Annotated in this window: 24 protein-coding genes; 9 read left to right on the top strand and 15 right to left on the bottom strand. The window is 48.5% G+C overall.

The window, feature by feature from the left end; all coding sequences use genetic code 11:
• Positions 1-123: 123 nt before the first annotated feature.
• The 4 genes from SB724_RS17205 to SB724_RS17190 all read right to left on the bottom strand — a co-directional run bounded on the left by SB724_RS17205 (position 124) and on the right by SB724_RS17190 (position 2,326).
• The gene (locus SB724_RS17205) at positions 124-984 is read right to left on the bottom strand and encodes an alpha/beta fold hydrolase (RefSeq protein WP_410572092.1); all 861 of its coding nucleotides are present in this window, start codon (positions 982-984) and stop codon (positions 124-126) included.
• Positions 977-1,312 (bottom strand): SdpI family protein, encoded by a 336-nt coding sequence (locus SB724_RS17200; protein WP_410572090.1) that lies wholly within the window; start codon positions 1,310-1,312, stop codon positions 977-979. Before SB724_RS17200 ends, SB724_RS17205 begins: the two co-directional genes overlap by 8 nt.
• An 85-nt stretch (positions 1,313-1,397) precedes the next feature.
• The gene (locus SB724_RS17195) at positions 1,398-1,925 is read right to left on the bottom strand and encodes an SH3 domain-containing protein (RefSeq protein ID WP_410572088.1); all 528 of its coding nucleotides are present in this window, start codon (positions 1,923-1,925) and stop codon (positions 1,398-1,400) included.
• Between the two features lie 131 nt (positions 1,926-2,056).
• Positions 2,057-2,326, bottom strand: coding sequence for a YfhJ family protein (locus SB724_RS17190; protein ID WP_003155492.1), 270 nt, complete (start codon positions 2,324-2,326; stop codon positions 2,057-2,059).
• Between the two features lie 123 nt (positions 2,327-2,449).
• On the opposite strand from SB724_RS17190, the gene SB724_RS17185 reads away from it, so the two are divergent.
• From SB724_RS17185 to SB724_RS17175, 3 genes are all read left to right on the top strand, one after another.
• Positions 2,450-2,602: a small, acid-soluble spore protein K gene (locus tag SB724_RS17185; protein ID WP_003155495.1), complete on the top strand. Its 153-nt coding sequence runs from the start codon at positions 2,450-2,452 to the stop codon at positions 2,600-2,602.
• Positions 2,603-2,747: 145 nt separating this feature from the next.
• Positions 2,748-3,659 carry a trypsin-like serine peptidase gene (locus SB724_RS17180; protein ID WP_410572086.1) on the top strand — a complete coding sequence of 304 codons (912 nt, stop codon included), beginning with the start codon at positions 2,748-2,750 and terminating at the stop codon, positions 3,657-3,659.
• Positions 3,622-4,011 (top strand): DUF2606 family protein, encoded by a 390-nt coding sequence (locus tag SB724_RS17175; RefSeq protein WP_265973542.1) that lies wholly within the window; start codon positions 3,622-3,624, stop codon positions 4,009-4,011. The genes SB724_RS17180 and SB724_RS17175 overlap by 38 nt, the downstream gene beginning before the upstream one ends.
• Positions 4,012-4,050: 39 nt before the next feature.
• Here SB724_RS17175 and SB724_RS17170 read toward each other — a convergent pair whose 3' ends face one another.
• The 3 genes from SB724_RS17170 to recX form a co-directional block, all read right to left on the bottom strand.
• Positions 4,051-5,244 carry an MFS transporter gene (locus SB724_RS17170; protein WP_410572103.1) on the bottom strand — a complete coding sequence of 398 codons (1,194 nt, stop codon included), beginning with the start codon at positions 5,242-5,244 and terminating at the stop codon, positions 4,051-4,053.
• Between the two features lie 144 nt (positions 5,245-5,388).
• On the bottom strand, positions 5,389-5,703 hold the full coding sequence (locus SB724_RS17165; RefSeq protein WP_007408553.1) for a YfhH family protein: 315 nt from the start codon (positions 5,701-5,703) through the stop codon (positions 5,389-5,391).
• Between the two features lie 6 nt (positions 5,704-5,709).
• Positions 5,710-6,501, bottom strand: a complete 792-nt coding sequence (gene recX, locus SB724_RS17160) for a recombination regulator RecX (RefSeq protein WP_029325989.1) — start codon at positions 6,499-6,501, stop codon at positions 5,710-5,712.
• Positions 6,502-6,592: 91 nt separating this feature from the next.
• On the opposite strand from recX, the gene SB724_RS17155 reads away from it, so the two are divergent.
• The 3 genes from SB724_RS17155 (at position 6,593) to SB724_RS17145 (ending at position 7,923) form a co-directional block, all read left to right on the top strand.
• Positions 6,593-7,492, top strand: coding sequence for a TIGR01777 family oxidoreductase (locus SB724_RS17155; protein WP_410572083.1), 900 nt, complete (start codon positions 6,593-6,595; stop codon positions 7,490-7,492).
• A 57-nt stretch (positions 7,493-7,549) separates the two neighbouring features.
• Positions 7,550-7,660 carry a YfhE family protein gene (locus SB724_RS17150; RefSeq protein WP_410572081.1) on the top strand — a complete coding sequence of 37 codons (111 nt, stop codon included), beginning with the start codon at positions 7,550-7,552 and terminating at the stop codon, positions 7,658-7,660.
• 71 nt (positions 7,661-7,731) lie between these two features.
• Positions 7,732-7,923: a YfhD family protein gene (locus SB724_RS17145; protein ID WP_003155508.1), complete on the top strand. Its 192-nt coding sequence runs from the start codon at positions 7,732-7,734 to the stop codon at positions 7,921-7,923.
• Between the two features lie 39 nt (positions 7,924-7,962).
• Here the strand turns inward: SB724_RS17145 and SB724_RS17140 are convergent, their stop codons facing one another.
• The 3 genes from SB724_RS17140 to mprF form a co-directional block, all read right to left on the bottom strand.
• Positions 7,963-8,547 (bottom strand): nitroreductase family protein, encoded by a 585-nt coding sequence (locus SB724_RS17140; protein ID WP_410572079.1) that lies wholly within the window; start codon positions 8,545-8,547, stop codon positions 7,963-7,965.
• Between the two features lie 76 nt (positions 8,548-8,623).
• On the bottom strand, positions 8,624-9,508 hold the full coding sequence (locus SB724_RS17135) for a PhzF family phenazine biosynthesis isomerase (protein ID WP_410572077.1): 885 nt from the start codon (positions 9,506-9,508) through the stop codon (positions 8,624-8,626).
• 94 nt (positions 9,509-9,602) lie between these two features.
• The gene (gene mprF / locus SB724_RS17130; RefSeq protein ID WP_265973539.1) at positions 9,603-12,173 is read right to left on the bottom strand and encodes a bifunctional lysylphosphatidylglycerol flippase/synthetase MprF; all 2,571 of its coding nucleotides are present in this window, start codon (positions 12,171-12,173) and stop codon (positions 9,603-9,605) included.
• 168 nt (positions 12,174-12,341) lie between these two features.
• Between mprF and SB724_RS17125 the strand changes: the two genes are divergently transcribed.
• Together SB724_RS17125 and SB724_RS17120 are read left to right on the top strand one after the other, a co-directional pair.
• Positions 12,342-12,824, top strand: a complete 483-nt coding sequence (locus tag SB724_RS17125) for a MarR family transcriptional regulator (RefSeq protein WP_410565134.1) — start codon at positions 12,342-12,344, stop codon at positions 12,822-12,824.
• A gap of 108 nt (positions 12,825-12,932) precedes the next feature.
• Positions 12,933-14,525: an MFS transporter gene (locus tag SB724_RS17120; protein ID WP_265973538.1), complete on the top strand. Its 1,593-nt coding sequence runs from the start codon at positions 12,933-12,935 to the stop codon at positions 14,523-14,525.
• Here the strand turns inward: SB724_RS17120 and bstA are convergent.
• From bstA to SB724_RS17095, 5 genes are all read right to left on the bottom strand, one after another.
• A complete protein-coding gene (bstA, locus tag SB724_RS17115) occupies positions 14,485-15,027 on the bottom strand; it encodes a bacillithiol transferase BstA (RefSeq protein WP_007610139.1) in 543 nt (180 codons plus the stop codon). The two genes, SB724_RS17120 and bstA, sit on opposite strands and share 41 nt — an antisense overlap.
• 25 nt (positions 15,028-15,052) lie before the next feature.
• The gene (locus SB724_RS17110; RefSeq protein WP_265973537.1) at positions 15,053-15,325 is read right to left on the bottom strand and encodes a ribonuclease inhibitor Barstar; all 273 of its coding nucleotides are present in this window, start codon (positions 15,323-15,325) and stop codon (positions 15,053-15,055) included.
• Between the two features lie 22 nt (positions 15,326-15,347).
• Entirely contained in the window at positions 15,348-17,759 is a 2,412-nt protein-coding gene (locus tag SB724_RS17105) for a PEP/pyruvate-binding domain-containing protein (protein ID WP_410572075.1), read from the bottom strand.
• A 299-nt stretch (positions 17,760-18,058) separates the two neighbouring features.
• Entirely contained in the window at positions 18,059-19,147 is a 1,089-nt protein-coding gene (locus tag SB724_RS17100) for an acyltransferase family protein (protein WP_410572073.1), read from the bottom strand.
• Complete coding sequence (locus tag SB724_RS17095) at positions 19,138-19,740, bottom strand: NAD(P)H-dependent oxidoreductase (protein WP_007408540.1); 603 nt, start codon at positions 19,738-19,740, stop codon at positions 19,138-19,140. The genes SB724_RS17100 and SB724_RS17095 overlap by 10 nt, the downstream gene beginning before the upstream one ends.
• A gap of 233 nt (positions 19,741-19,973) precedes the next feature.
• Here SB724_RS17095 and SB724_RS17090 point away from each other — a divergent pair, with 233 nt between their 5' ends.
• The gene (locus SB724_RS17090; RefSeq protein ID WP_410572070.1) at positions 19,974-20,525 is read left to right on the top strand and encodes a PadR family transcriptional regulator; all 552 of its coding nucleotides are present in this window, start codon (positions 19,974-19,976) and stop codon (positions 20,523-20,525) included.
• Positions 20,526-20,553: the final 28 nt, after the last annotated feature.

The raw sequence follows: 20,553 nt of genomic DNA, 5'->3' as shown, positions 1-20,553 counted from the left end.
GACGTTTAAACCCTTTTTTTGTTACACGGGCAGAAAATTTTTTCTGCATATGGTTTATATTTTGTCATGTTTTTCGGCAGATATGAGAAAAAAAAAAGAAAAAGTCTGTACGCGGGACAGACTTTATTGCTGAAGGTATTCATGAATCAAATGGCTGACGATGCGCGGTTTTTCGTGAATGACCCAATGTGAGGCATCGTCTATAAAGATTAAGTCGCCGTTTGGAATCATCCGTTTTGTTTCCTTGGCGAGCTTTTTGCTCAGCGCGCGGTCATTGACGCCCCATATTAATCGGTACGGAACGGGCATTTTAAGCGGAACGGCAGGGCCTAAACCGCCGGCTCTGATCGCCCGGTACCAGTTCAGCATCGCCGTGAGCGCTCCTTTTCTGCCCCATGCCTGTTTGTAGCTGTCGATATCTTCCCGTGAAAAAAGCGCCGGGCGTTCGGATAAGCCGATCGCGTGATCCAATACGCGGTAATCGTCTTCAGACAATCTCCGTTCCGGCTTTTCCGGAAGCTGAAAGAACGCGATATAAGAGCTTTTCTTCCACTGCGGCGGGTAGAACGGTGTGACCTTCCGCATAACCGCCGGGTGCGGGATATTGACCGTAATCAATTTTTCAACGTATTGCGGCCGCGTGGATGCCAAATGCCAGGCCACGGCTCCTCCCCAATCGTGGCCGATGACGACGGCTTTGTCATCTGTAAAATGAGTGATCAGCCCGATAATGTCGTCTCTGAGCGTATCAATGGTATAGTTTTCAAGGCCCTCCGGTTTGTCACTGAGATTATAGCCGCGCTGATCAGGCACGACAACATGGTATCCGGCATCCGCCAGCGGTTTGATCTGGCTCTTCCAGCCGTACCAGAATTCCGGAAACCCGTGCAGCAGCACCGCCAAAGGACCGTCTTTCGGACCGGCTGAAGCCGTGTGCAGCGTCACTCCGTTTGTTTCGATCATGTGAAACGTAATGTCATTCATCGATTCTCCTCCCCGTTTGTTTCAATCTTCTTTCTGTTAAGACGATGATCAGTACGCTGATCGCAATCAACAATACGGCCTGAACGATCAGGGCGAACGGCTGAGTCAGCCGGATAAGCAGGCTGCCCGCAAATCCAGCTGCCGCCGAAATAAGGCCGAACAAAATCATGAGGAGCGCACTGAATCGATTGCCTTCTCTCCACTGCGACTCATCCGTCATAGAGCGCTTCGTCCGATATCCGTACAGGCTGTTGATCGACTTCGGCGGAAAAAATGTGACTGAAATGCCGGCCGCAGCCATCAGAAGGCCGCCGATTACCATTATCATATCCCTCACTCTCCTTTTCATCTTTTACGAAAGGAAAGGCGGAAGGTTTCAGAAAAAAAGCAGGCTTATTCGCCTGCCTGAACCTTTATTTTTGAGTTAAGTCGGCCGTTTTCACATAACCTGCTTTCCCGCCGTATGTGACGTACGCCCATTTACGGTCAAACCCTCCGTCATGGCTGAACCCCCAGCCGAGCACATTGACGGTTTCACCCGCTTTAACGGACCCTTTTTTGCCGGTTTCCAAAGTCGGCGTATAAAAAGCAGTTTGTTTCGCCGTCACCGCCTTCACCGGCTGCTTCATCAGAAAATGCGTGGAAATATAGGCTTTGTGACCTTTGTAGTCAATCTCAGCCCAATCTGCTCCTTGAAGCCGTTTAACCTTTATGGAATCCTCTGAACGAAGCGTGCCGATAATCGACCCTTGTTTATTTGGTTCTTTGCGGACGTTAAGTTCTCCTGCTTTCACGATATATGTATCTGCTGCGGTGTCTATTTTTGTCTGGTGAACTGCTGCGGCATTCGCTGCCGGATCAAAAAAAACGGTGCCTGCGGCTAAAAATAAGCAAAGTCCTGCGGCCGGAATAAATGCGATTAACCCCTTTTTCATGTTCATTGTGGTTCCTCCCCGCTATTTTATAAGTTATTACACATTTCCACATTCCGCGGGTGGTCAAACATGATTTTCCCATTTCTTTTATCAAAAGAAAAAACCGCCGGACGGTATCCGGCGGGTGCACTGCTATGTTAATGCAGGAGACCCCTGCTTTGATCCAAATAATGAGAAACGTCTTCCCGAACGCTCTGGAACATATGGAGCTTGCTGCCGTATGATTCGATCCATTCCTTGACGACGCGTTCTGTCATTTGCTCTCCTTGATACGGGCGGCCGGCTTTTGCGTAAGTCGCTTCGAAATCTCCCCATAAAAGCTCAACCCAAGTTCGCGCTTGCAAATAGCTGAGCATGTCATTTTTCTCAAGCAGCAAATTCGTCAGTTTGTCGATATATGTATTCATGTCTCTGTCTCCTTTCCTTGGGAAAACCTGCTGCTTTTACGCAGCTTGTCACAGGCATATACTAACTTTACGTCTTCAGTCCAGAAGGCGCAACCTTTTGATATTGGCCGAGGGGGAAAACAAATGGTCCGGAACAAGGCAAAAGGATTTCCTAATCAGAACAATAATAAGTTTGAAGGCGAACCGCGGGCAAAGGATGACTACGCTTCTAAACGGGCGGACGGTTCAATTAATTCTCACCCGCAAGAGCGCATGAGAGCTTCAGGCAGACGATAACACACACCGTAAGAGACCGGGAATGACCCGGTCTTTTTTTTTGCGAAAAAAAACATCCTTTTGCGGTCATAACGCTAAGTAAATTCCATAATATGTTAAATGTTCAACCGAAAGCCGGTAGACAAAAAAGGAGGGGTTTTATAAAATGAAGACAGTTTCAAAACGATTGCTGAGCCTTACCGCATTCTTACTGTCAGTTTCATTATTTGCTGTTTCAGCTGAAGCAGCGGGCAGCCCGCAGACATCTGTATCAAACAGCGGTGAGGAGTTTGACGCCAATCTGAGTCAGCCTGTACAAACAACACAGACATCCCCCGCTTATGAAGGAACGGGCCTCACCAAAAGACAGCTTGCACAAAACAGCAAAGCTGACATCAAGTCATTAAAGCCTTCCAGTATTATTGGGACAGACGAACGAATCAGAATTTCTCCTACAACATCATTTCCATATCGCGCGACAGCACAGCTGACCGTTACATACAGCGGCAGCACAAGCACCTACGGATGCACCGGTTTTTTTGTCAATGCCGATACGATCGTTACGGCGGGACATTGCGTGTATGATCAGAAAAACGGCTGGGCATCGAAAATTACGGCAGCTCCCGGCCGCAACGGGTCATCATACCCGTACGGCTCTTATTCAGGCAAGACATTCTACAGTGTCAAAGGGTGGACAGAAAACGGTGACACAAACTACGACTACGGCGCAATCAAAGTAAACGGGTCGCCCGGGAATACTGTCGGCTGGTACGGCTACCGGACGACCAACAGTTCCAGTCCGGCCGGGCTTTCCTCAACCGTGACAGGGTATCCGTGCGACAAAGTGTCCGGTTCCATGTGGTCGGACAGTAAGCCGATACGTTCTGCCGAGACATATAAACTCACCTACACGACAGATACGTTCGGCTGCCAGAGCGGATCGCCCGTTTACCGCAATTACAGCGACACCGGCCAGACCGCCATTGCCATTCATACAAACGGCGGGTCGTCTTACAATCTGGGAACAAGGGTGACAAACAGTGTATTCGACAACATTCAATATTGGTCAAATCAATAAAGCTTTTGTTTTCTTTCTCGCGGCGGCCGTTTTATGCGGATGCGGCAAAGCGGATGATTCCGCCGCCAAAAAAGCATTGCCCGTTACGCTCCATGTTGAGGATGCAGACGGTTCACCGGCGGCCGGTGTGACGGTCACCGTGATGAAAGCGGCGGAGTCAGATCATCAGCCGAATATAGACCGCGGAGAGATAATAGGCAAGACTGATCACCACGGCGAGATTGCATGGAAAAGCGGCGCGAAAGGAACCTATGCCGTCGTTTTTGAAAAAGACGGAGTACCGGAAACCCAGAATATTTCCTTAGCTGAGAGTGATAAACATACGGTGATCAGCATTACATTGAAACACTGAAAAAAGCTTGCAGGCGGAATATCCCCTGCAAGCTTTTTGTTATCCTTTATGCACTTGGTATTCATAAACATCTTTCTTCTCAGACAGATGAGCGAACGTGGAAAGCACAAGGCCGAGAGCCGTCATCAGCGCACCGCCGGCAAACAGCCATGAGTAAGATCCCGTTCCCCCGAGAATCAATCCGCCGATCCAGGCGCCGAGCGCGTTTGCCAGGTTAAAGGCGGAAACGCTCACCGCAGCGGCGATTGTCGTGCCGTTTTCAGAGGAAGAAATAACCTTGGTCTGCAAAAGCGGCGGCGTGCCGAACGCACATGCGCCGAATAAAAATGTCGCTGAAACCGCGGCGGCTGGAAAAACGGCGATATAAGGAAAAATCGCCAAGACGCCGATCAAGCCGATCATCACACCGATCATCGTGCGTGTCAGCAGTTTGAGCGGCACTTTCCCCGCGCAGAAATTCCCCGCCACTCCGCCGAGACCGTAGGCAAATAATGCGCCTGTAATGCCGACTGTGCCGAACCCCGCTGAATCTCTTAATATCGGCTCAATAAACGTGTAAGCGATAAATACGCCTGAGTAGCCGAGAATGGTGATCGCAAAGGAAAAAATCACTTGTTTATGCTTAAAGACACTCCATTCATTCATCAGCATCGGAATCACTTTCGGTTTCCGGTTCGGTACGACCAGCATCAGTCCGATCAGCCCGATCATGCCTAAAACGGAAATAATGAAAAAGACGGCCCGCCAGTTAAGGGCATCCCCTAAATAAGAGCCGAACGGGACGCCGAGCATCAGCGCCACGGTTAATCCGCCGTTCATGGAAGCCGCGGCGGCGGAACGTTTTTCTGGCGGCACCATTTCACTCGCAAACACCATGGCGATCGCAAAAAAAGCTCCGTGGATGGATGCGGATAAAATTCTGGAAATCGCCAGCACGGCGAAGTTCGGCGCAAAGACGCTCATCAGGTTGGCAAGGACGAAGATGCCCATCAGCCCTAGCAGCACCGGCTTTCTCGGCAGCTTAACCGCGATAATGGTTACGATCGGGCCCGTCAGGCAGACGCTTGCCGCGTACGCCGTAACAAGCATGCCCGCTGAAGATACATGTATATGAAAGTCATCGGCAATCGACGTCAGAATACCCATGACAGCGTATTCCGTATACCCGATGGAAAATGTGCAGATCATTAAAACAAAAATCATTAATTTCACAGATGGCTGTTTCATTTTGATATTCAACGCAAATCGCCTCCTTTTTATTTAAAAAACAACGAATTCCATCTTAAAAGATATCAAAAATGAATTCAATCATTTTTTACTGAAAGGTTGAAACGAATGTGCCCGAAAAGAAAAAGAGGCCGGAACCGGCCTCTTTTGTTATTTTTTTTCTTTTAAAACGGAAATCGGCAGTGCTTCTTCCCCGTCAGACGGGGAAGATCTGTGTCCCCAGGCGAATACGCCGTTGATGTAATCAATGCGGAAAGTGTCATCAGAACCTTCTATCTGATACACCCCGCCGGGCCGAAAGTCTTCCGGGTTCAGCATGTAAGCTTTGGCCATCGTAATTTTCCGTTCAAGCACGGCCAGTTCATTTACAATGCCCATCTGTTCCGCTTTTCGCGCTTTTTCCGTCAGTCCCGCAATTTCTGTCTGTAGTTCATGAGGCGTCATTTGACTGTATCGTTTGTCCATTTCAGTTTACTCCTCTTCCTGCAAGAATTGATCAATATCGTCAATCGAGAATCCTTTTCTGAATAAGTACTGTTTAACCTTCATTCCGCTTTCATAGCTGCCGTCGTAGCGGTATTTCCTGATCGCTTTTTCCGCATGAGCCTTCAGAGCTTCCATCTCGGCTTCATCATCATTTTCATACTCCGTTTGCTCCAGAGCGGCATTGATGACGTCGAAAGGGAAACCTTTTCGCTGAAGCTGCATCTGCGCCCGCTGTCTGATCTCTTTTGTGGACAGCTTTTTGTCCTTTTTCAGGATTTTGCCGATATGTTTCAGCGCTTCTTGTATCTGCTCATCAAATGTAAACGCACTGAGCGTCTCCTTGATGGTGTCGTCGTCTATTCCTTTCGCTTTCAGCTCGCGGAACAGGACGTCAGGGCCTTTGCCGTTTGTTTTTTTGTGGGTGCTCGCATAGGCTTCGGCAAATTCTTTGTCATTTAAGTAGCGGTAATCGTACAGTTTATGGATGACTTCAGAAATGACCATGTCCGGTGTTTCTTTTTTCTTCAGATGATCCCGGACTTCTTTTTCAGAGCGCATCCGGTATGATAAAAATTCTACGGCGCGGTTAAAGGCTTTTTTCACGTCATCGCCGTACTGGATTTCAAGAATGTCAAGCTCGTCCAGTTCTTTCCCTTTTTTCAGGTCATAACGCACAAGCACGTCGGCGTCGACGCTGAATGCATATTTCTCATCAAGAAAGATGTTGAAGCGCTCGGTATTTTTCTTTTGGGTCGATATTTTTGTAATAAACGGCATCCCGGTCTCCTTCCCCGCCCCGATGTTCAGGCGTTTTTCTTTTTAGCAAATGAGGTACAGTATATATATCAACGTGTAAGGAGAGATGGATATGAATATCGCGATGACAGGCGGCACTGGTTTTCTGGGCCGGCATCTGACAGGTGTGTTTACCCGCCGGGGACATCATGTCTATATTTTATCAAGAAAACAGAGAGAAACCGAACAAAAAAATGTGACATATGTTCAATGGCTGGCCGAAAACGCGGCGCCTGAGCGCGAGCTTCCCCCTATTGATGTATGGGTGAACCTCGCCGGCAAATCCATCTTTGACCGCTGGACGGACACAACGAAGGAACAAATCATCTCAAGCCGGGTAGAAGCGACGAGAGAAGTCAGACGGATTATGAAGCAGCAGCCGAAAAAACCCCGGGCTTTAATTCAGGCAAGCGCCGTCGGCATTTACGGCACAAGCACAGAAAAAACGTTCACCGAACAGTCAGATACGTCAAATGAAGATTTTCTCAGTCATACGGCTCATATGTGGGAACGTGAAGGCCAGAAAATTGAAGCGCTCGGCATCCGGACGGTATATGCCAGATTCGGGGTGATGCTCGGTGAAAAAGGCGCCCTGCCGCTCATGGTTCTCCCTTATAAGCTGTTAGCCGGCGGCACCGTCGGCTCTGGACGGCAATGGCTGTCATGGGTTCATGTCGATGACGCCGCGGAACTCATCGCTTATGCGGCGGAGCATGATGACTTGTCCGGTCCCATGAATGTGACATCGCCGAACCCCGTAGAAATGAAGCAATTCGGAAAGACGATCGCAAGCGTCCTGCACCGTCCCCATTGGATTCCCGTACCGGAACTTTTTCTGGAGAAGGCCTTGGGAGAAATGAGCCTGCTGATCGTAAAAGGCCAGCGCGCTCTGCCTAAGCAGGCGCTGACATCCGGTTTTCAATTTACATATGAAGAACTTGATTTGGCTTTAAAGGATCTCTTATCTGCATAAAAACGGAAATAAAAGCCAATCCTATTGGTATTCTGTTTTGAAGGAGGGTCTTCTTTTATGAAAAAGAAGCGCGAAAAACATCAACAGGGAGCCAATCTGAAAAAAATGCAGGAAGTCCTTTATTCCGGTGAATTCAAAAAAGCGGAAAGAGCAGCCAAACGGAAATAAACTGAATAAAGATCGGGACCGGACAGATACTATGTTTGTTTGATATCACTTTTTTCAGGGGGGCGATTGATATGGGCAGAAATCATACTCACAAAAACCGTGATAAAAACAAACAAAAACTTCCTCAAGTTCCGGATGCTTTGAAACGCGAAACAGACGGCACGTATGAGGAATATTCAAGCGAGCTTGCTGATTCCGCTGACCGTGAAGCGCAGGCGCGGATGAAAGCCGCTGACAACAGAGCTAAAAGCAAAACCCGCTAATACGAAATCCCCGCCTCTGTATAGAGACGGGGATTTTTTTTACAGTTCGGTAAACAGGCTTTTTGCCGGCGTCCGTTCTTTCGCCTTAGGCTGTTCGTCCGGATAGCCCATTTGAATGATAGCGGCAAAGCGCTCATTATCCGCAAGTCCGAAGTCTTGGTGCACCTGTTTGTCATACATAATGCGGCCGCTTTTCCAGACCATGCCGATGCCATTTTCATGTGCGAGAAGCTGAAGGTTTTGAATCATGCCGCTCAGCGCCGCGAAATCATCGTTTCTCGTAAATTCATTTTCATCTTCTTTTAAGACAACCAGTAAAAATCCCGGAACGGCGCTGAGGTTTTTTCTCATGTTCCGCTCTTTTTCCTCGTTGAAATCATCTTTTATCTTTTTGAAAAATGAGACGTAGCTGTCCGCAAGCTTTGCTTTTCCCGCTTCTCTTGCTGCGTAGATAAAACGCCATGGCTCCGTCAGTCTGTGGTTCGGTGCGTAAACGGCCGTTTCAAGCATCTCTAATATGACTTCAGAAGGTACGGTTTCCGGTTTAAACGACCGGATGGATCTTCTGTTTCTGATTGTATGTGCAAGACTTTCGTTTTGCTGTAATTGTTCGGTTTTCGGCATGCCGATTCACCTTCCTATCCAAATGAAAATGATTATCATTTATAATATAACGGATACGACCGGCTTTTGTAAACCGTTACGGAAGCTGAAAATTGATTGTTTCGGCATACATGGCCGTTCCCGTCATCTTGATGTTCATCTTTTCGTTATCTTCTGTAATCCTGATTTCCACTTTTCCGTCTTTCCCGATTTCCTGACCTTGTTCAATCGTGAGGCATTCGGCTTCGGAGCCTCCGTATTGCCGCATATAGGCTGCCATGACGCCTGAAGCGGTTCCCGTGACAGGATCTTCGGTCGTTCCGGAGAAAGGGGAAGAAAAATGGCGTCCGTGCAGATCACTTTCCGGATGAACGGTTTCAAGAGAAAACGGATGAACGCTCGCTTTCGGAAGATCGCGCAAAATAGCGGGGAATTGTGCGTTGTCCGGCACCATATTCCGTGATGCTTTAAGTGATCTCAGCGGAACAATCAGTGTCCAGATCCCCGTTGATCCGTAGACAATCGGCAGCTCGCTGTGAAAATCCTCAGCCGTAATCCCGAGCGAGGCCGCAAGCTTTTCTTTGTCTCCCGTAAACGGCAGAAATTGCGGGGGAGCCTGTTTGAGTGTGATGTATACCCGGCCGTTTCGTTCAGCGGCTTTTGCGGGAAGAATGCCGGCTTTTGTTTCAATTTGATATGTCTGATCAGCCTGAAGCCTTCCCTTTTCAATTAATGCGTAAAGAGAGGCGACGGTAGCATGTCCGCATAAATTCATTTCGTGGCCGGGTGTAAAATAGCGGATGCGCAGATCGGCTTCTCCGCTTTTGCAGAGAAATGAGGTTTCATTGTACCCTGCCATTTCGGCGATCATCTGCATCTCTTCATCTGAATAATCATCTCCGTTAAAGACGATTCCCGCGGGATTTCCCAAATCCGGAATATCGGAAAACGCTTCATATTTAAACACGGTTGCCTGTTTCATTCATCAGCCTTCCTTTCACCTTATGATCATGTTATTCAGTATAACAGAGTGAAATTAGAATTTTTAGTCAATTATTCAAAAAAAAAGACGCCTTTTAACGGCGTCTTTTTTTGGTTTTTCCGATCAGGCGGGTGACGAGGATCATCGTGACGGACAGCGATCTGTTTTTGCGGTACGCCAAGTATTTCCCGCGCCACTCCGGTTTGTATTTTTCTTTAAAGGCCCGCAGCCCGCTGAAGCTGTACATATACCGGACGTTGTTGAAGATGACGGCCGCGATTCTTTCCGACCAGAAAGATGTAAAAGCCGTTCCTACGTTTGACAAAGGCGCCATGCCCATATTGAAGGTGGTATAGCCTTTTTCCTGCGCCCAGAGAAACAGACGGATGAAAAGCGCGTCCATGATACCGTTCGGCGCACTTTTCCGATAACGCATCAAGTCGACGGATATCTCGCCTTCCTGATACATCGGCATCAGGTTGGCAAAAGCGATGATCTCCCCTTCCGCGTCTTTCACGTAAGCAATCGGCGCCTGTTCCAGATAATCCCGGTCGAAGAAACCGAGAGAAAAACCTTTCTCTTTTTTCGGTCCGAGCCATTCGTCCGAAATGTCTTTCAGTTTGGCGATAAACTCGGAGGAAAACGGCGGTTCCCCGACATGAAATGTGTAGCCTTCGCGGTCAAATTTGTTGTTAATCGCCCGCAGCCCCGCTTTTTTCTTACCTGAGAGCGTAAAGGCCTCCATATCCACGAACGCTTCTTCTCCAAGCTTGAAGAAGTTATAGCCGAAGTCATGGTACAGCGCCAGATCTTCACGTTCGATCTGATAAAACATGACACTCAGCCCCTGCTTATGCGCTTCATTCAGAAATTCCTCAATCACAAGCGGAAAAGAGTCTCTCTGTCCTGACGGATCACCGAGCACGACAAGCCTTCTGGAAATCTGGCTGAACAATAAAAGCGCTTTGCCGTCGCTTGAGAAATAAAACCGCTTATCCCCGAGAAAGCCGAGATGGCTGAGCGCATTTCCGCCTTCTTCCGCCAAAAAGGACTTCAGCCGATCAGGATCGGCCTCTTCTCCGATCGGCTTCAATCTTTTATGATAAAAGACCGTAAACAAAAGGAAAAACAGCGGCACAACAATAATGGCCGTCATCGTGGCATATGTAATGTGCGAATTGTTATGGACGAAATAATCGTGGCGCAGCAGCCGATTCATTTTATCCCAAATAAAGCCGGCAATGAGATTGTAGTTAAACAAGGCGATAATAAACAGAGCGGCCGCAAAAATCATCTGGCCGAGCGTATACGATGCCTGCTCTCTGATAAACTGCCGCTTTAACAGCACAAGCAATACGATGACGACAGGCAGAATAAAGATCGCGCTGATGTTCATTCCTTTTAAGAAACTGAACACAAAACCGCCGACCAGCGCGGCAACCGCCATTGAATAAGAACGTTTCGTCCGTTTGTATAATTCAATCGGCAAAATTAATAGAATCAAAGCCGCGCTTAGCGATAACGCGTTAAACGCAAGGAGCGCCGGGCGCGGAATGTGCGGAATGACCGTCTCCCTGTCGATCGGCAGGGCGACGGACGCAAGCACAACGACTCCCGACACGAAAACCAAAAGCGACAGCGAACCGTAAAGCACCCTGATTAAGATGGCGCGCTGGAATACGAGAAGCACGTTCGTCGTTTCCACGGCAGGCGCCATCTTCGGATTTGATTCCAGCCGTTTAAGCGTATTTTCCGTTAAGTCGCCGGCCGCAAAGAACAGCCCGAACACAAACGGAATAAATGAATACACAATCCGGTAGATGACGATGGATGTCACAACCGCCTCCTGGGGAAAGCCCATATTCTGCATGCCGAGCAGAAACAGAAGGTCAAACGAACCGAATCCTCCCGGCACAAGGCTGATGATTCCCCCGATAGCGGCAATGGCAAATACCCCGAATACATGGCGGACATCCGCGTGAATCCCCATGACATACAGGGAATAATACATGACGACGGCCGCCGCAAACCACTCGGCAAACGATGCCCCGATGTAAGAAAAAACCGGATGCCTCGGTTTTGCTTCACCGTCTTCTGCGCCAGCTTTTTTATTGTTGATTCCAGCGGCGATTAAGGCTGCCGGCACAATAAGCGCCACTCCGGCAATAACAGCCCACATCCACGGTTTCTCACCTGTAATCTCTCCAACCGGCAGAACCCGGGCGATGGTCAGGATACTGAAGACGGACAGCCCGAGCAGCGCTGAGGACGTAAGCCAGGCGATGCCTGCGACGAGGCGTTTTACGTCATTCGTATGTTCTTTGTAAAGCATCGTCCGCAGCCCGACGCCCGCCAGACCGCCGAATCCAAGGACATTGTTAAAGGAATTGGCGATAAAAGAGACCCTGAATACTTTCCAATTCGGAATGTTGAGGCGAAGCGTCCGTTTCAGCACAAAGTCATAAAAGGACATCGCGCTGACGGCAAGAAGGCCGAGCAGAACGAGAATAAATAAATCGTAACGCTCAATCCCGTTAATAATGTACAGCGTTCGTTTAAAAGAAAGGTCTGTCAATTCCTTTTTGGACTGATAAATGACTAAAAGCAAAACTGCAATAGGAAATAATACTTTTAATATCGATAAGGCATTCTTTTTAGTCAGCAATGTTCTCTCCAATCATCATAAAATAGCTTATTTATTATAATTCCCCCAATAATCTCCAACATATTATACACTACCACCTCACATTCAAACAAAACTCGTCTGCAACTTTCTTTCTCTGATTAAAATCAGTAATATGGTATGCAGGAGTATGAATGAGGAAGTGAGACGATGGATTATAATCTGCATGATACAACAGTATTAGGCGGCGATATTTTTTCTCCTGAGGAACGGGATATTTGGGTGCTTTACATGAAAGTGATGACATCGGCGGGGCTCGGCGATGTGTCTGAGTGGATGAAGCTTGATATGAGCATGCCGCAAATGAAGGTGCTGATGCTTCTGAACAACCACGGGACGCTTAAGGTGAGTGACATAGCGGAGAAAATGGGCGCTTCTCTTTCAAATACGACGGGGCTGCTTGACCGTTTAGAAAAATCATGTTTCATTACACGCGCTCCGTCAGAAGAAGACCGCCGTTCAGTCGTCGTTCAATTAACGGAAAACGCGAAAGATATTTTCCGCAGCCTTTATCAAAAAGGACATGTAAAATTGAAGCGTTCATTGGGAACGCTGACCGCTGAAGAAAAACAAACGGTCAATCAAGGGCTTGCCATTTTGGCAAGAGCGCTTGATTCTTCCAAACAGGCATAGAGATGAAAAAGGCCTGCCGGTATCGGCGGCCTTTTTTTATTTGACATTTAATTCACTTGAAGTGAATAATATATTCGAAGTGAATTAAAAACGGAAGGATTGATCAGTATGCCGGAGCCATTGCAAACAGAAAAAAACCAGAGCTGGGCCATCACTCTCTTTACGATCGGTGTGTTCATGGCGGCGCTGGACAACGGAATTATTTCCGCTGCTCTGACGACGATTAACAGATCTTTTGATGTTTCTCCTTCATGGGGATCGTGGGGAGTGACCCTTTACACATTGGGACTCAGTGTCAGTGTGCCGATTGTCGGCAAGCTGTCGGACCGATACGGGCGGAAAAAGCTGTTTATGATTGAAGTCGGGCTGTTCGGACTCGGCTCTTTGCTTGTCGCACTCAGTCAGAGCTTCCCGATGTTTTTGGCGGCACGGCTCATTCAGGCCCTTGGCGGCGGCGGAATTTTTATTATCGGGAGTTCGCATGTGCTGGCCGTGCTTCCGAAGGAGAAACAGGGGAAAGCTCTCGGGCTTTTAGGGGCGATGAACGGTATGGCGGCCGTCCTCGGACCGAATATCGGGAGCTTTTTGCTTGATGTAACCGGGTCGTGGCATTGGCTGTTCTTGATTAATCTGCCGATTGCCGCCGCTTTGGTTGTGTGCGGCGGTTTGTTTATCGCTGAAACGAAAGAGCCTGAGGCGAAACGGCTTGATCTCGCCGGCACAATGCTGCTGTCTCTTGCGATCTTATCTTGCATGATCGGTATCACGAATCTCGATGGGGCGAAGCTGTCAGAAAGCATAATGAACGTAAAGGTGTACGGGTATCTTTTGGGAGCGGCACTTCTCTTTCTGGTGCTGCTTAAAGTCGAAAAGCGGGTTGAAAACCGAGGGGGCGATCCGATTCTCGCCTACTCGCTGCTGCAAAATAAAGTGTTTCAATGGACGCTTGTCATCGGATTTTTATCGGGAGGGCTGCTCGCTGCGGTCATTTTTATTCCTTCTTATGCGGAGCAATATTTGCACGTATCGGCGGAGAAAGCGGGTTATTGGATGACGCCGCTCGCGTTGGCGTCAGGAATCGGAGCGTGGCTCGGCGGGGCGATCACGGATAAAAAAGGGCCGGTCTTCTCCGCGGTTGTATCAGGCGCCATCGCATTTGCAGGCTTCAGCCTGTTTCCGTTATGGGTGACGGATAAATGGGAATTTGTCACAGCGAGTGTCATTGCCGGGATCGGTTTCGGATTTCTGCTCGGGGCTCCGCTGAATGTGCTTGTATCAGAAACGGCGGGCCAAAACAAAGGCACAGCGCTCGGCACGCTGTCACTCGTAAGGCAGGTCGGGCTGACGCTCGCTCCGGCTTTATATGCCGGCTTCATTACAGCGGGCTTTGACCGGATCGGAGATGACATCAAAAACCGTTTAGCGAAAAGCGGCATTCCCGCTGATCAGGCGCAAATGCCCGATATCGGCGGCGGACTTTCTTCGTTGCAGGAGCAGGTAAGCCGAATTCCCGTTCCCGCCGTCAAAAAAGCGGTTTTTGATGCGATTGAAGCGGGCATTTCCAGCGGCTACCACCATCTTTATACGGCAGCCGCCGTCATTTCATTATGCACGATTGTGTCTGCGGCGGTTTTGGCGTATTTCCGGAAGCCGGCATCCTCTAAGACAGATGCCAGCCCATCCGCCGGGAAAGCTCAGTAATATGGGCGATGTGATGTTCAGAGTGCCAGACATATAGCCCGAGCGCTTGTTCCAGCGTAACCGTCTCTTTAGATACAGGATGGAAGTATGTCCGTTTGAATTGGGCTTCCGTCATGGAGCGCAAAAGAGCGGCCCATCTTCTGTGCAGGATCGTTAACAGCTCAAGCGCATCCCCGCAAGCGGCGGTTTTGGAATCATGAAGATCGGCCCAGCCTTTTTCATCATAAGGACGGATTTCCGGTTCATTCTCCGTTAAGCTCAATTTAAACCGGGTATAGCCGTTCATGTGGCTGTCCGCCAGATGGTGAACCACTTGGCGGACAGTCCATCCCCCTTCGCGGTACGGCGTATCAAGCTGACTGTCCGACATCGCTCTGACAGCTTGTTTCAGTTTGGCCGGAGCGTGTTCCAGCGCATTGATCCATTCTTGTTTCTGTCCGGCCGAAATCGATTCAGCCGGCTGATATTCTCCAATCGGATAGCTGAGGGTTTGTTTTTCCATTTTTGTCTCTCTCCCGTTGATCGTATTATGAAAGTATGATGGTGATGTCGCAGCCTTCCGCTTTCGCTTCACGAAAGACCTGAAGCACACTCTCGGCGCCATTTTCTGTAAGCTGCTTGCTTTGTTCAAACTGTCTCCATTCTAAAACGAGGGGGTATTCCACCCATCCGGTCAGACAATCCCATAAAGCGTCAAGGTTTTCACCGTAGTATTCAGGAAGGGCAAGTTCCTTTTTCAATGCCTGGTGCAGGTCGCTCATACTTCTGATTTGCTCCCCGTTAATAACTGCTTTATTCATGCGCGGCTCCTTTCTCATGATTTTATTCTATCAGTTTACCATTTTCCTCTTCAGAAGTAACCGGAGTCTGCCGCGGTTCCAGCTGGACGATGCCTTGCCCGCCGTCAACGGCCACCCTGTCCCCCGTTTTCAGTTTTGACGTTGCATTTCCGCATCCGACAACGGCAGGAATCCCAAGTTCCCGGGCGACGATCGCCGCGTGGGACAAAGGGGCGCCGACATCCGTTATGATAGCAGCCGCTCTTGGAAAAAGCGGGGTCCAGCCTACATTGGTTGTCGACGTCACTAAAATTTCCCCCGCCGCAAAAGAATCCCCGTCTTCCGAAGCATCAAGGACACGGACAATGCCCTCCACTCTCCCGGCCGCTCCCGCGAAACCTTTTAAAGTATGCGCATCATCAGTTTCCGCAGGCATAAAAGCATCGTAATAATCCGCTCTTCTGTCAGGATCCTCAGCCCATTTAAACGGATTGAATCTTCCGTTAATAACGGATGGGAACGGCGGCAGTTTTTTATAGGTTTCATAGTTTTGCTTTCTCGCTTGAATCGACGCAACCGCCGGCTCTTTCCCCGCGAGCAGATCGGTTATTTCATGCAGATACAAGAAGAAAATATCGTCCTTCATGCCGGTCATTTCCGCCGCTCTGAGCGCGAATGCTCTGGCTGTCCGGTACACCCTGACAAATTCGGATCTGGTTGTTTCTCTAATATTCGCGTATTCTGACGCTTTTTCCATTTTGGCTTTGAGCCATTTGACCTTATGAGGAAACTTTTCTTCAAATCTTCGGAAGGCCTGTTCATGCGCCCGCTGCTGTTTCAAAAGCAGTTGTTCGGCATCAATACCCGACTCCTTGTGTTCTTTGATCTGCTTCGTCAGCCAATCCCGGTTTTCTCCCGGATGCGGTATGGAAAGTTCGTATTCATGCGGGCCACGGTGGCCTTGGTTCCTGAGATATTCTTCCTCGCTCATACGGCCTTTCATGACTTGATCAATGCCGATAATCGGCTCCAGGCTGGCCAGTCCGCCTTTTCCCCTCAGATTGGACAGCAGGAGATTCGCATCTTCTATTCCTGCGAGTTTTGTTAATTGAGAGGTTAACGACGAAGAGGATTGCGCAGAATCACGTCCGCCGGATATTAACGCAAACCACGCGTTGCATAAATACGGATAGACCTCATCATTCCATATCGCTAATAATGCCTGCTCCGTTTCGGCACGTTTCAGCTTTTCCTCAATATTCCGGCACCAGTCCGGCGACTCGTCCAAGTAGGAGGACATGTTTTTTTTCGCTTGCTTCATTTTCGACAGATACGGTTTCAGTTTTTTCGGGATGATCTTCAAAAGTTCATACTTTGAGAACGGATATAAAGGAATCTTCATTTCCGCCGGGATTTCTCCCAATGTATCGCTCATCATTTTTCCTATTTTTCCGCCTTTCGGATTCAGACCGAAAGCGGCGAGAACGGAAAGAGGCTGGCTCATATTGTTATAGGCTCTGCCGCAAATATTGCCGGACCAGACATAATAGCCCGGAATGATGCCCGACTCTTCATCCAGATTCCGGAGGAGCGACCATGTCAGCGGCGTCATCACATCGGGAATCGCTTCTCCTATATTGGTGTTTGTCCATAAAAAATCACCGCTGAAAGAATCATTCCATTCATAGGTTTCCAGATTTCCGGCTTGTAAGGTCGTAATCGGGCGGGATTGAAGAATATACAATGTCCCGCCCGCGGCGGCCCATTCAATATCCTGCGGCCCTCCAAGATCTTTTTCCAGCTTTTTCGCCAGTTTATAGAGCTTTGACGCATATTTGCGAAATTCCCCGGGGCCGTCATATTTTTTCTTGGGCCGTGCCAGTTTAAAAGAATAGGCATCAGCTTCCCCGGAAACGAGCTGCTCCCCGAGACCGTAGACGTAATTGCCTGTCATCTCCCGCCTGCTCCCCGTAATCGGATCTGCGGTAAACAGCACTCCGGATATCTCAGACGGTATCATCAGCTGGATGACGATTGCGATTTCATGCTCATCTTCCATTCCCTGAACGGCGCTGTACGCTTTTACTCTTTCTGACTGTGCCGATCGGCGGACTTCATCAATCGCCCTGGACATGTCTTGATCTGTTTTGACATTCAACACCGTATCGAATTCTCCGGCAAAGGAAGCCTGAGCGGAATCCTCGCTCAGCGCGGATGAGCGTACGGCAAACAACGCAGATGCATGGCGGCTGCGGATGGAATTCACATATTGATCAATAGCCTCTCTCGCCTGATGGCGCAGCTGTCCGTCCTGAAAGGCAGACGGCAAAATCACAAACCCTTCAGGCACAGGATACCCGCTTTGATACATTTTAGAGAGAATGCTTCCTTTTCCTCCCGCAAAGGAATAAAGTTCGGCCGGAAGTTCTCCGAATGTTTTGACACAGTCATTCATAATGTCCCCGCTCCTTTTTAGTCGTTCATCCAAGCTCATATTTTTTCTCTTTTTCACTTTTTTTGAAAGTATTTCCTATAAGTATACAATATATCGGTCTTCACAAGGGAGAAAATCGATGGCGTTATGTTGTCATAAATGCATCCGTCAAAACGGCCGCAGGCGGGGTCTTCAGCCTTACAGTGAAAGCGCTATTAAAATTAGAGATAGGCTGCCCGATACTGCTTGCCGCGGGGAATTCCGTTTGCAGGTTATGTCAACTTCCGTATCAAAAAGGCGGCCGAAACGCCGCCTTTTTTTCAGACTGTGCGGCCTTGATGCGCCGCCGTATTTCTTTTGGTCCGCTTCGGCTGATACACTTTTCCGACAAACAGGTATCCGTATCTGAAATGGTTGCACACCCAAGATACGAAAATGGGACCGAGCGTGCAGATCAAAAATAAAAGAAGGATGGCAGCCGGCAAAGGCATTGATCGCAAATAGCCTTCCAGAAGATATCCGCTGATTAAAAAGTAGGAGTGCAGCAGATAGATTGAAAACGAATAGTTGCTGATCATCATCACAATCGCGGGCACTTTTTTGAGCTTTGAAAACAGATGAAAACACAGAAAGATCATACTGACCGCGTAAATCATAATATCCGGACGCTTAGAGGAAATGGAGCCGCCGCTGATATATGAAACGGCCACAATCAATATTGCCGATACGGCCGCACTGAAGTAAACCGCATAACGGTACTGATTGATGAGCGATAAAAAACGCGGATATTCCTTTCCGCAATAAAATGCCAGACAGAAATAAAACACCCAGCCCGGAAACGGAACCCAAAAGAACGGAAAAATAGAATCAAGCCCCGATGATGCCGGCGGATGAAAGATGGAAAAGTAAGCCAGATAGACGGCGTTGATGATAAACGAAACAGACAGCACCCACACGGGAGATGTGTTGTTCAGCCAGCGGTGCAGCAGCATATGGAGAATGTAAAATTGAAAGATCACAAGAATGAAGTAGCCGATGAAGTTTCCTAAAAACACATTCTCTAAAAATTTACCGATCACTGAAACGAAGCCGGCTCCTTCTTCCGCCACGCTTTTCATTAAAATGGCATCCACCGCGGCAATAAACAGAAACGGCACAAAAATGACTTTGCCCCTTTTCTTTAAAAAACCCGCGGGAACGCCTCCCGGGTATGACCTGGCAAGCAGAAATTCCGAAATAAAGATAAACGCCGGCGTGCTGAACATCAACAGGGTCCGAAAAGCATCAACCGTATGGGCGGCACTGGCTAAGGACTCTTCCTGAATCATCAGCACCATTGAAACTGTGTGAAGCAGAACGACGCTTAAACAGGACAGGCAGCGAATCACGAAAATTTCTTTTATCTGCATGCGGCCGCTCCTTTTTCACAAGCGCGCCGGACTTTAGCGTATGCTTGGCGCAGCCATTTTTCCCGCAGCTCGGGTGTGCTCGTTTTGACGACAGAAAAAAGGTTCCGCTCGGCTTTTTGAATGCCGCAAAATTGCAGAATGCCTTTTTTCAGCGTAATCCAGTCCGAGTTTTTCCGGAACCACTTTAAGTACCAGCCCGGGGAATCCGCCGTATAAAAGACCTGTGCCGTCTCTGCCCGGAGCAGTCCTTTTACGCGGCCGTTTTCATATGTGTAGGCTTCTCCGGCGACAAGCACTCTGTCAAAAAAGCCTTTCATAATCGCCGGAACGCCTCCCCACCACAGCGGGTAGATGAAAATGAGATGATCCGCTTCTTTCATCAGTTTCCGGTATTTCTTCGTTTCAGCGTCCCGGTTCATGTCAGAGCGCTTTTTTTCGCCGCCGTACTTCAGCACGGGATCAAATTGGTCGGCGTATAAGTCAATGACCGTATAGCTTTGGCCGCTGTCCTTTAAAGCCATGACGACGTATTTTACGAGAGCCGCATTGAAACTGTTCTCATCCGGGTTTGCATACACAATCACCGTCTTCATATGTCCCTCCCAGTATTTCTTAATTTTTACAATGATTATATCATGATGTCATATGAATGAGGCAAAGACATGAGAAAGGCTTTTTCCAGTTCCGCTGCCGTTTCAATAACCCCTTTCTGCATATTTTCGCTGATTTTGCCGCCGCAGATTCAATTACAAGCATCCGGCACTTCTGCGTTTTTGAGCGGCCGTATGGTATACTAGCTGTCAAATGAATGGGCTTGGAGGACAACATGAGAATTTTAAAGTACGCGATTTTAGGGCTTTTGCGAAAAGGCGAATTGAGCGGATATGATATATCGAGCTATTTTAAGGAAGAGCTCGGCCAGTTTTGGAGCGCAAAGCACAGCCAGATTTATCCGGAATTAAAAAAACTGACGGCTGAGGGATTTATTATGTTTCGCACTGCGATTCAAGGAACAAAGCTTGAGAAAAAAATGTACACGCTGACTGACAAGGGAGAGCTGGAGCTTGCTGCCTGGCTGACGAAAAAAGACCCGATTCCGGAAACGGTGAAGGATGAATTTATGCTGAAGGCTTATTTCATCTCAGCTTTGACGCAGGAAGAAGCGGATGAGCTATTCACCGATCAGCTCGTAAAGCGGAAGGAGAAATTGTCCGATCTGGAAAACAGTTATCAAGAACTGATGGCATCATCCGCGGAGGCGGATTCATTTTCTTCTCCTGATTTCGGCCATTATCTCGTGCTGACAAAAGCGCTTGAGCGGGAACGGAATTATATTTCCTGGCTTGAAGATATTTTGGCTCTCATCAAAAAAGCATAAACAAAACGGGGCGGCTCTGTATCTGCAA

Source organism: Bacillus sp. SIMBA_031 (assembly GCF_046535225.1).
Classification (GTDB): Bacteria; Bacillota; Bacilli; order Bacillales; family Bacillaceae; genus Bacillus; species Bacillus velezensis.
This window is presented reverse-complemented; position numbering and strand designations above follow the sequence as displayed.

Bases quoted from the DNA above. Each gene is read 5' to 3' on its own strand.
- SB724_RS17205 (WP_410572092.1), bottom strand. From the start codon at position 984: ATGAATGACATTACGTTTCACATGATCGAAACAAACGGAGTGACGCTG.
- SB724_RS17200 (WP_410572090.1), bottom strand. From the start codon at position 1,312: ATGATAATGGTAATCGGCGGCCTTCTGATGGCTGCGGCCGGCATTTCA.
- SB724_RS17195 (WP_410572088.1), bottom strand. From the start codon at position 1,925: ATGAACATGAAAAAGGGGTTAATCGCATTTATTCCGGCCGCAGGACTT.
- SB724_RS17190 (WP_003155492.1), bottom strand. From the start codon at position 2,326: ATGAATACATATATCGACAAACTGACGAATTTGCTGCTTGAGAAAAAT.
- SB724_RS17185 (WP_003155495.1), top strand. From the start codon at position 2,450: ATGGTCCGGAACAAGGCAAAAGGATTTCCTAATCAGAACAATAATAAG.
- SB724_RS17180 (WP_410572086.1), top strand. From the start codon at position 2,748: ATGAAGACAGTTTCAAAACGATTGCTGAGCCTTACCGCATTCTTACTG.
- SB724_RS17165 (WP_007408553.1), bottom strand. From the start codon at position 5,703: ATGGACAAACGATACAGTCAAATGACGCCTCATGAACTACAGACAGAA.
- recX (WP_029325989.1), bottom strand. From the start codon at position 6,501: ATGCCGTTTATTACAAAAATATCGACCCAAAAGAAAAATACCGAGCGC.
- SB724_RS17155 (WP_410572083.1), top strand. From the start codon at position 6,593: ATGAATATCGCGATGACAGGCGGCACTGGTTTTCTGGGCCGGCATCTG.
- SB724_RS17150 (WP_410572081.1), top strand. From the start codon at position 7,550: ATGAAAAAGAAGCGCGAAAAACATCAACAGGGAGCCAATCTGAAAAAA.
- SB724_RS17145 (WP_003155508.1), top strand. From the start codon at position 7,732: ATGGGCAGAAATCATACTCACAAAAACCGTGATAAAAACAAACAAAAA.
- SB724_RS17140 (WP_410572079.1), bottom strand. From the start codon at position 8,547: ATGCCGAAAACCGAACAATTACAGCAAAACGAAAGTCTTGCACATACA.
- SB724_RS17135 (WP_410572077.1), bottom strand. From the start codon at position 9,508: ATGAAACAGGCAACCGTGTTTAAATATGAAGCGTTTTCCGATATTCCG.
- SB724_RS17125 (WP_410565134.1), top strand. From the start codon at position 12,342: ATGGATTATAATCTGCATGATACAACAGTATTAGGCGGCGATATTTTT.
- SB724_RS17120 (WP_265973538.1), top strand. From the start codon at position 12,933: ATGCCGGAGCCATTGCAAACAGAAAAAAACCAGAGCTGGGCCATCACT.
- bstA (WP_007610139.1), bottom strand. From the start codon at position 15,027: ATGGAAAAACAAACCCTCAGCTATCCGATTGGAGAATATCAGCCGGCT.
- SB724_RS17110 (WP_265973537.1), bottom strand. From the start codon at position 15,325: ATGAATAAAGCAGTTATTAACGGGGAGCAAATCAGAAGTATGAGCGAC.
- SB724_RS17105 (WP_410572075.1), bottom strand. From the start codon at position 17,759: ATGAATGACTGTGTCAAAACATTCGGAGAACTTCCGGCCGAACTTTAT.
- SB724_RS17100 (WP_410572073.1), bottom strand. From the start codon at position 19,147: ATGCAGATAAAAGAAATTTTCGTGATTCGCTGCCTGTCCTGTTTAAGC.
- SB724_RS17095 (WP_007408540.1), bottom strand. From the start codon at position 19,740: ATGAAGACGGTGATTGTGTATGCAAACCCGGATGAGAACAGTTTCAAT.
- SB724_RS17090 (WP_410572070.1), top strand. From the start codon at position 19,974: ATGAGAATTTTAAAGTACGCGATTTTAGGGCTTTTGCGAAAAGGCGAA.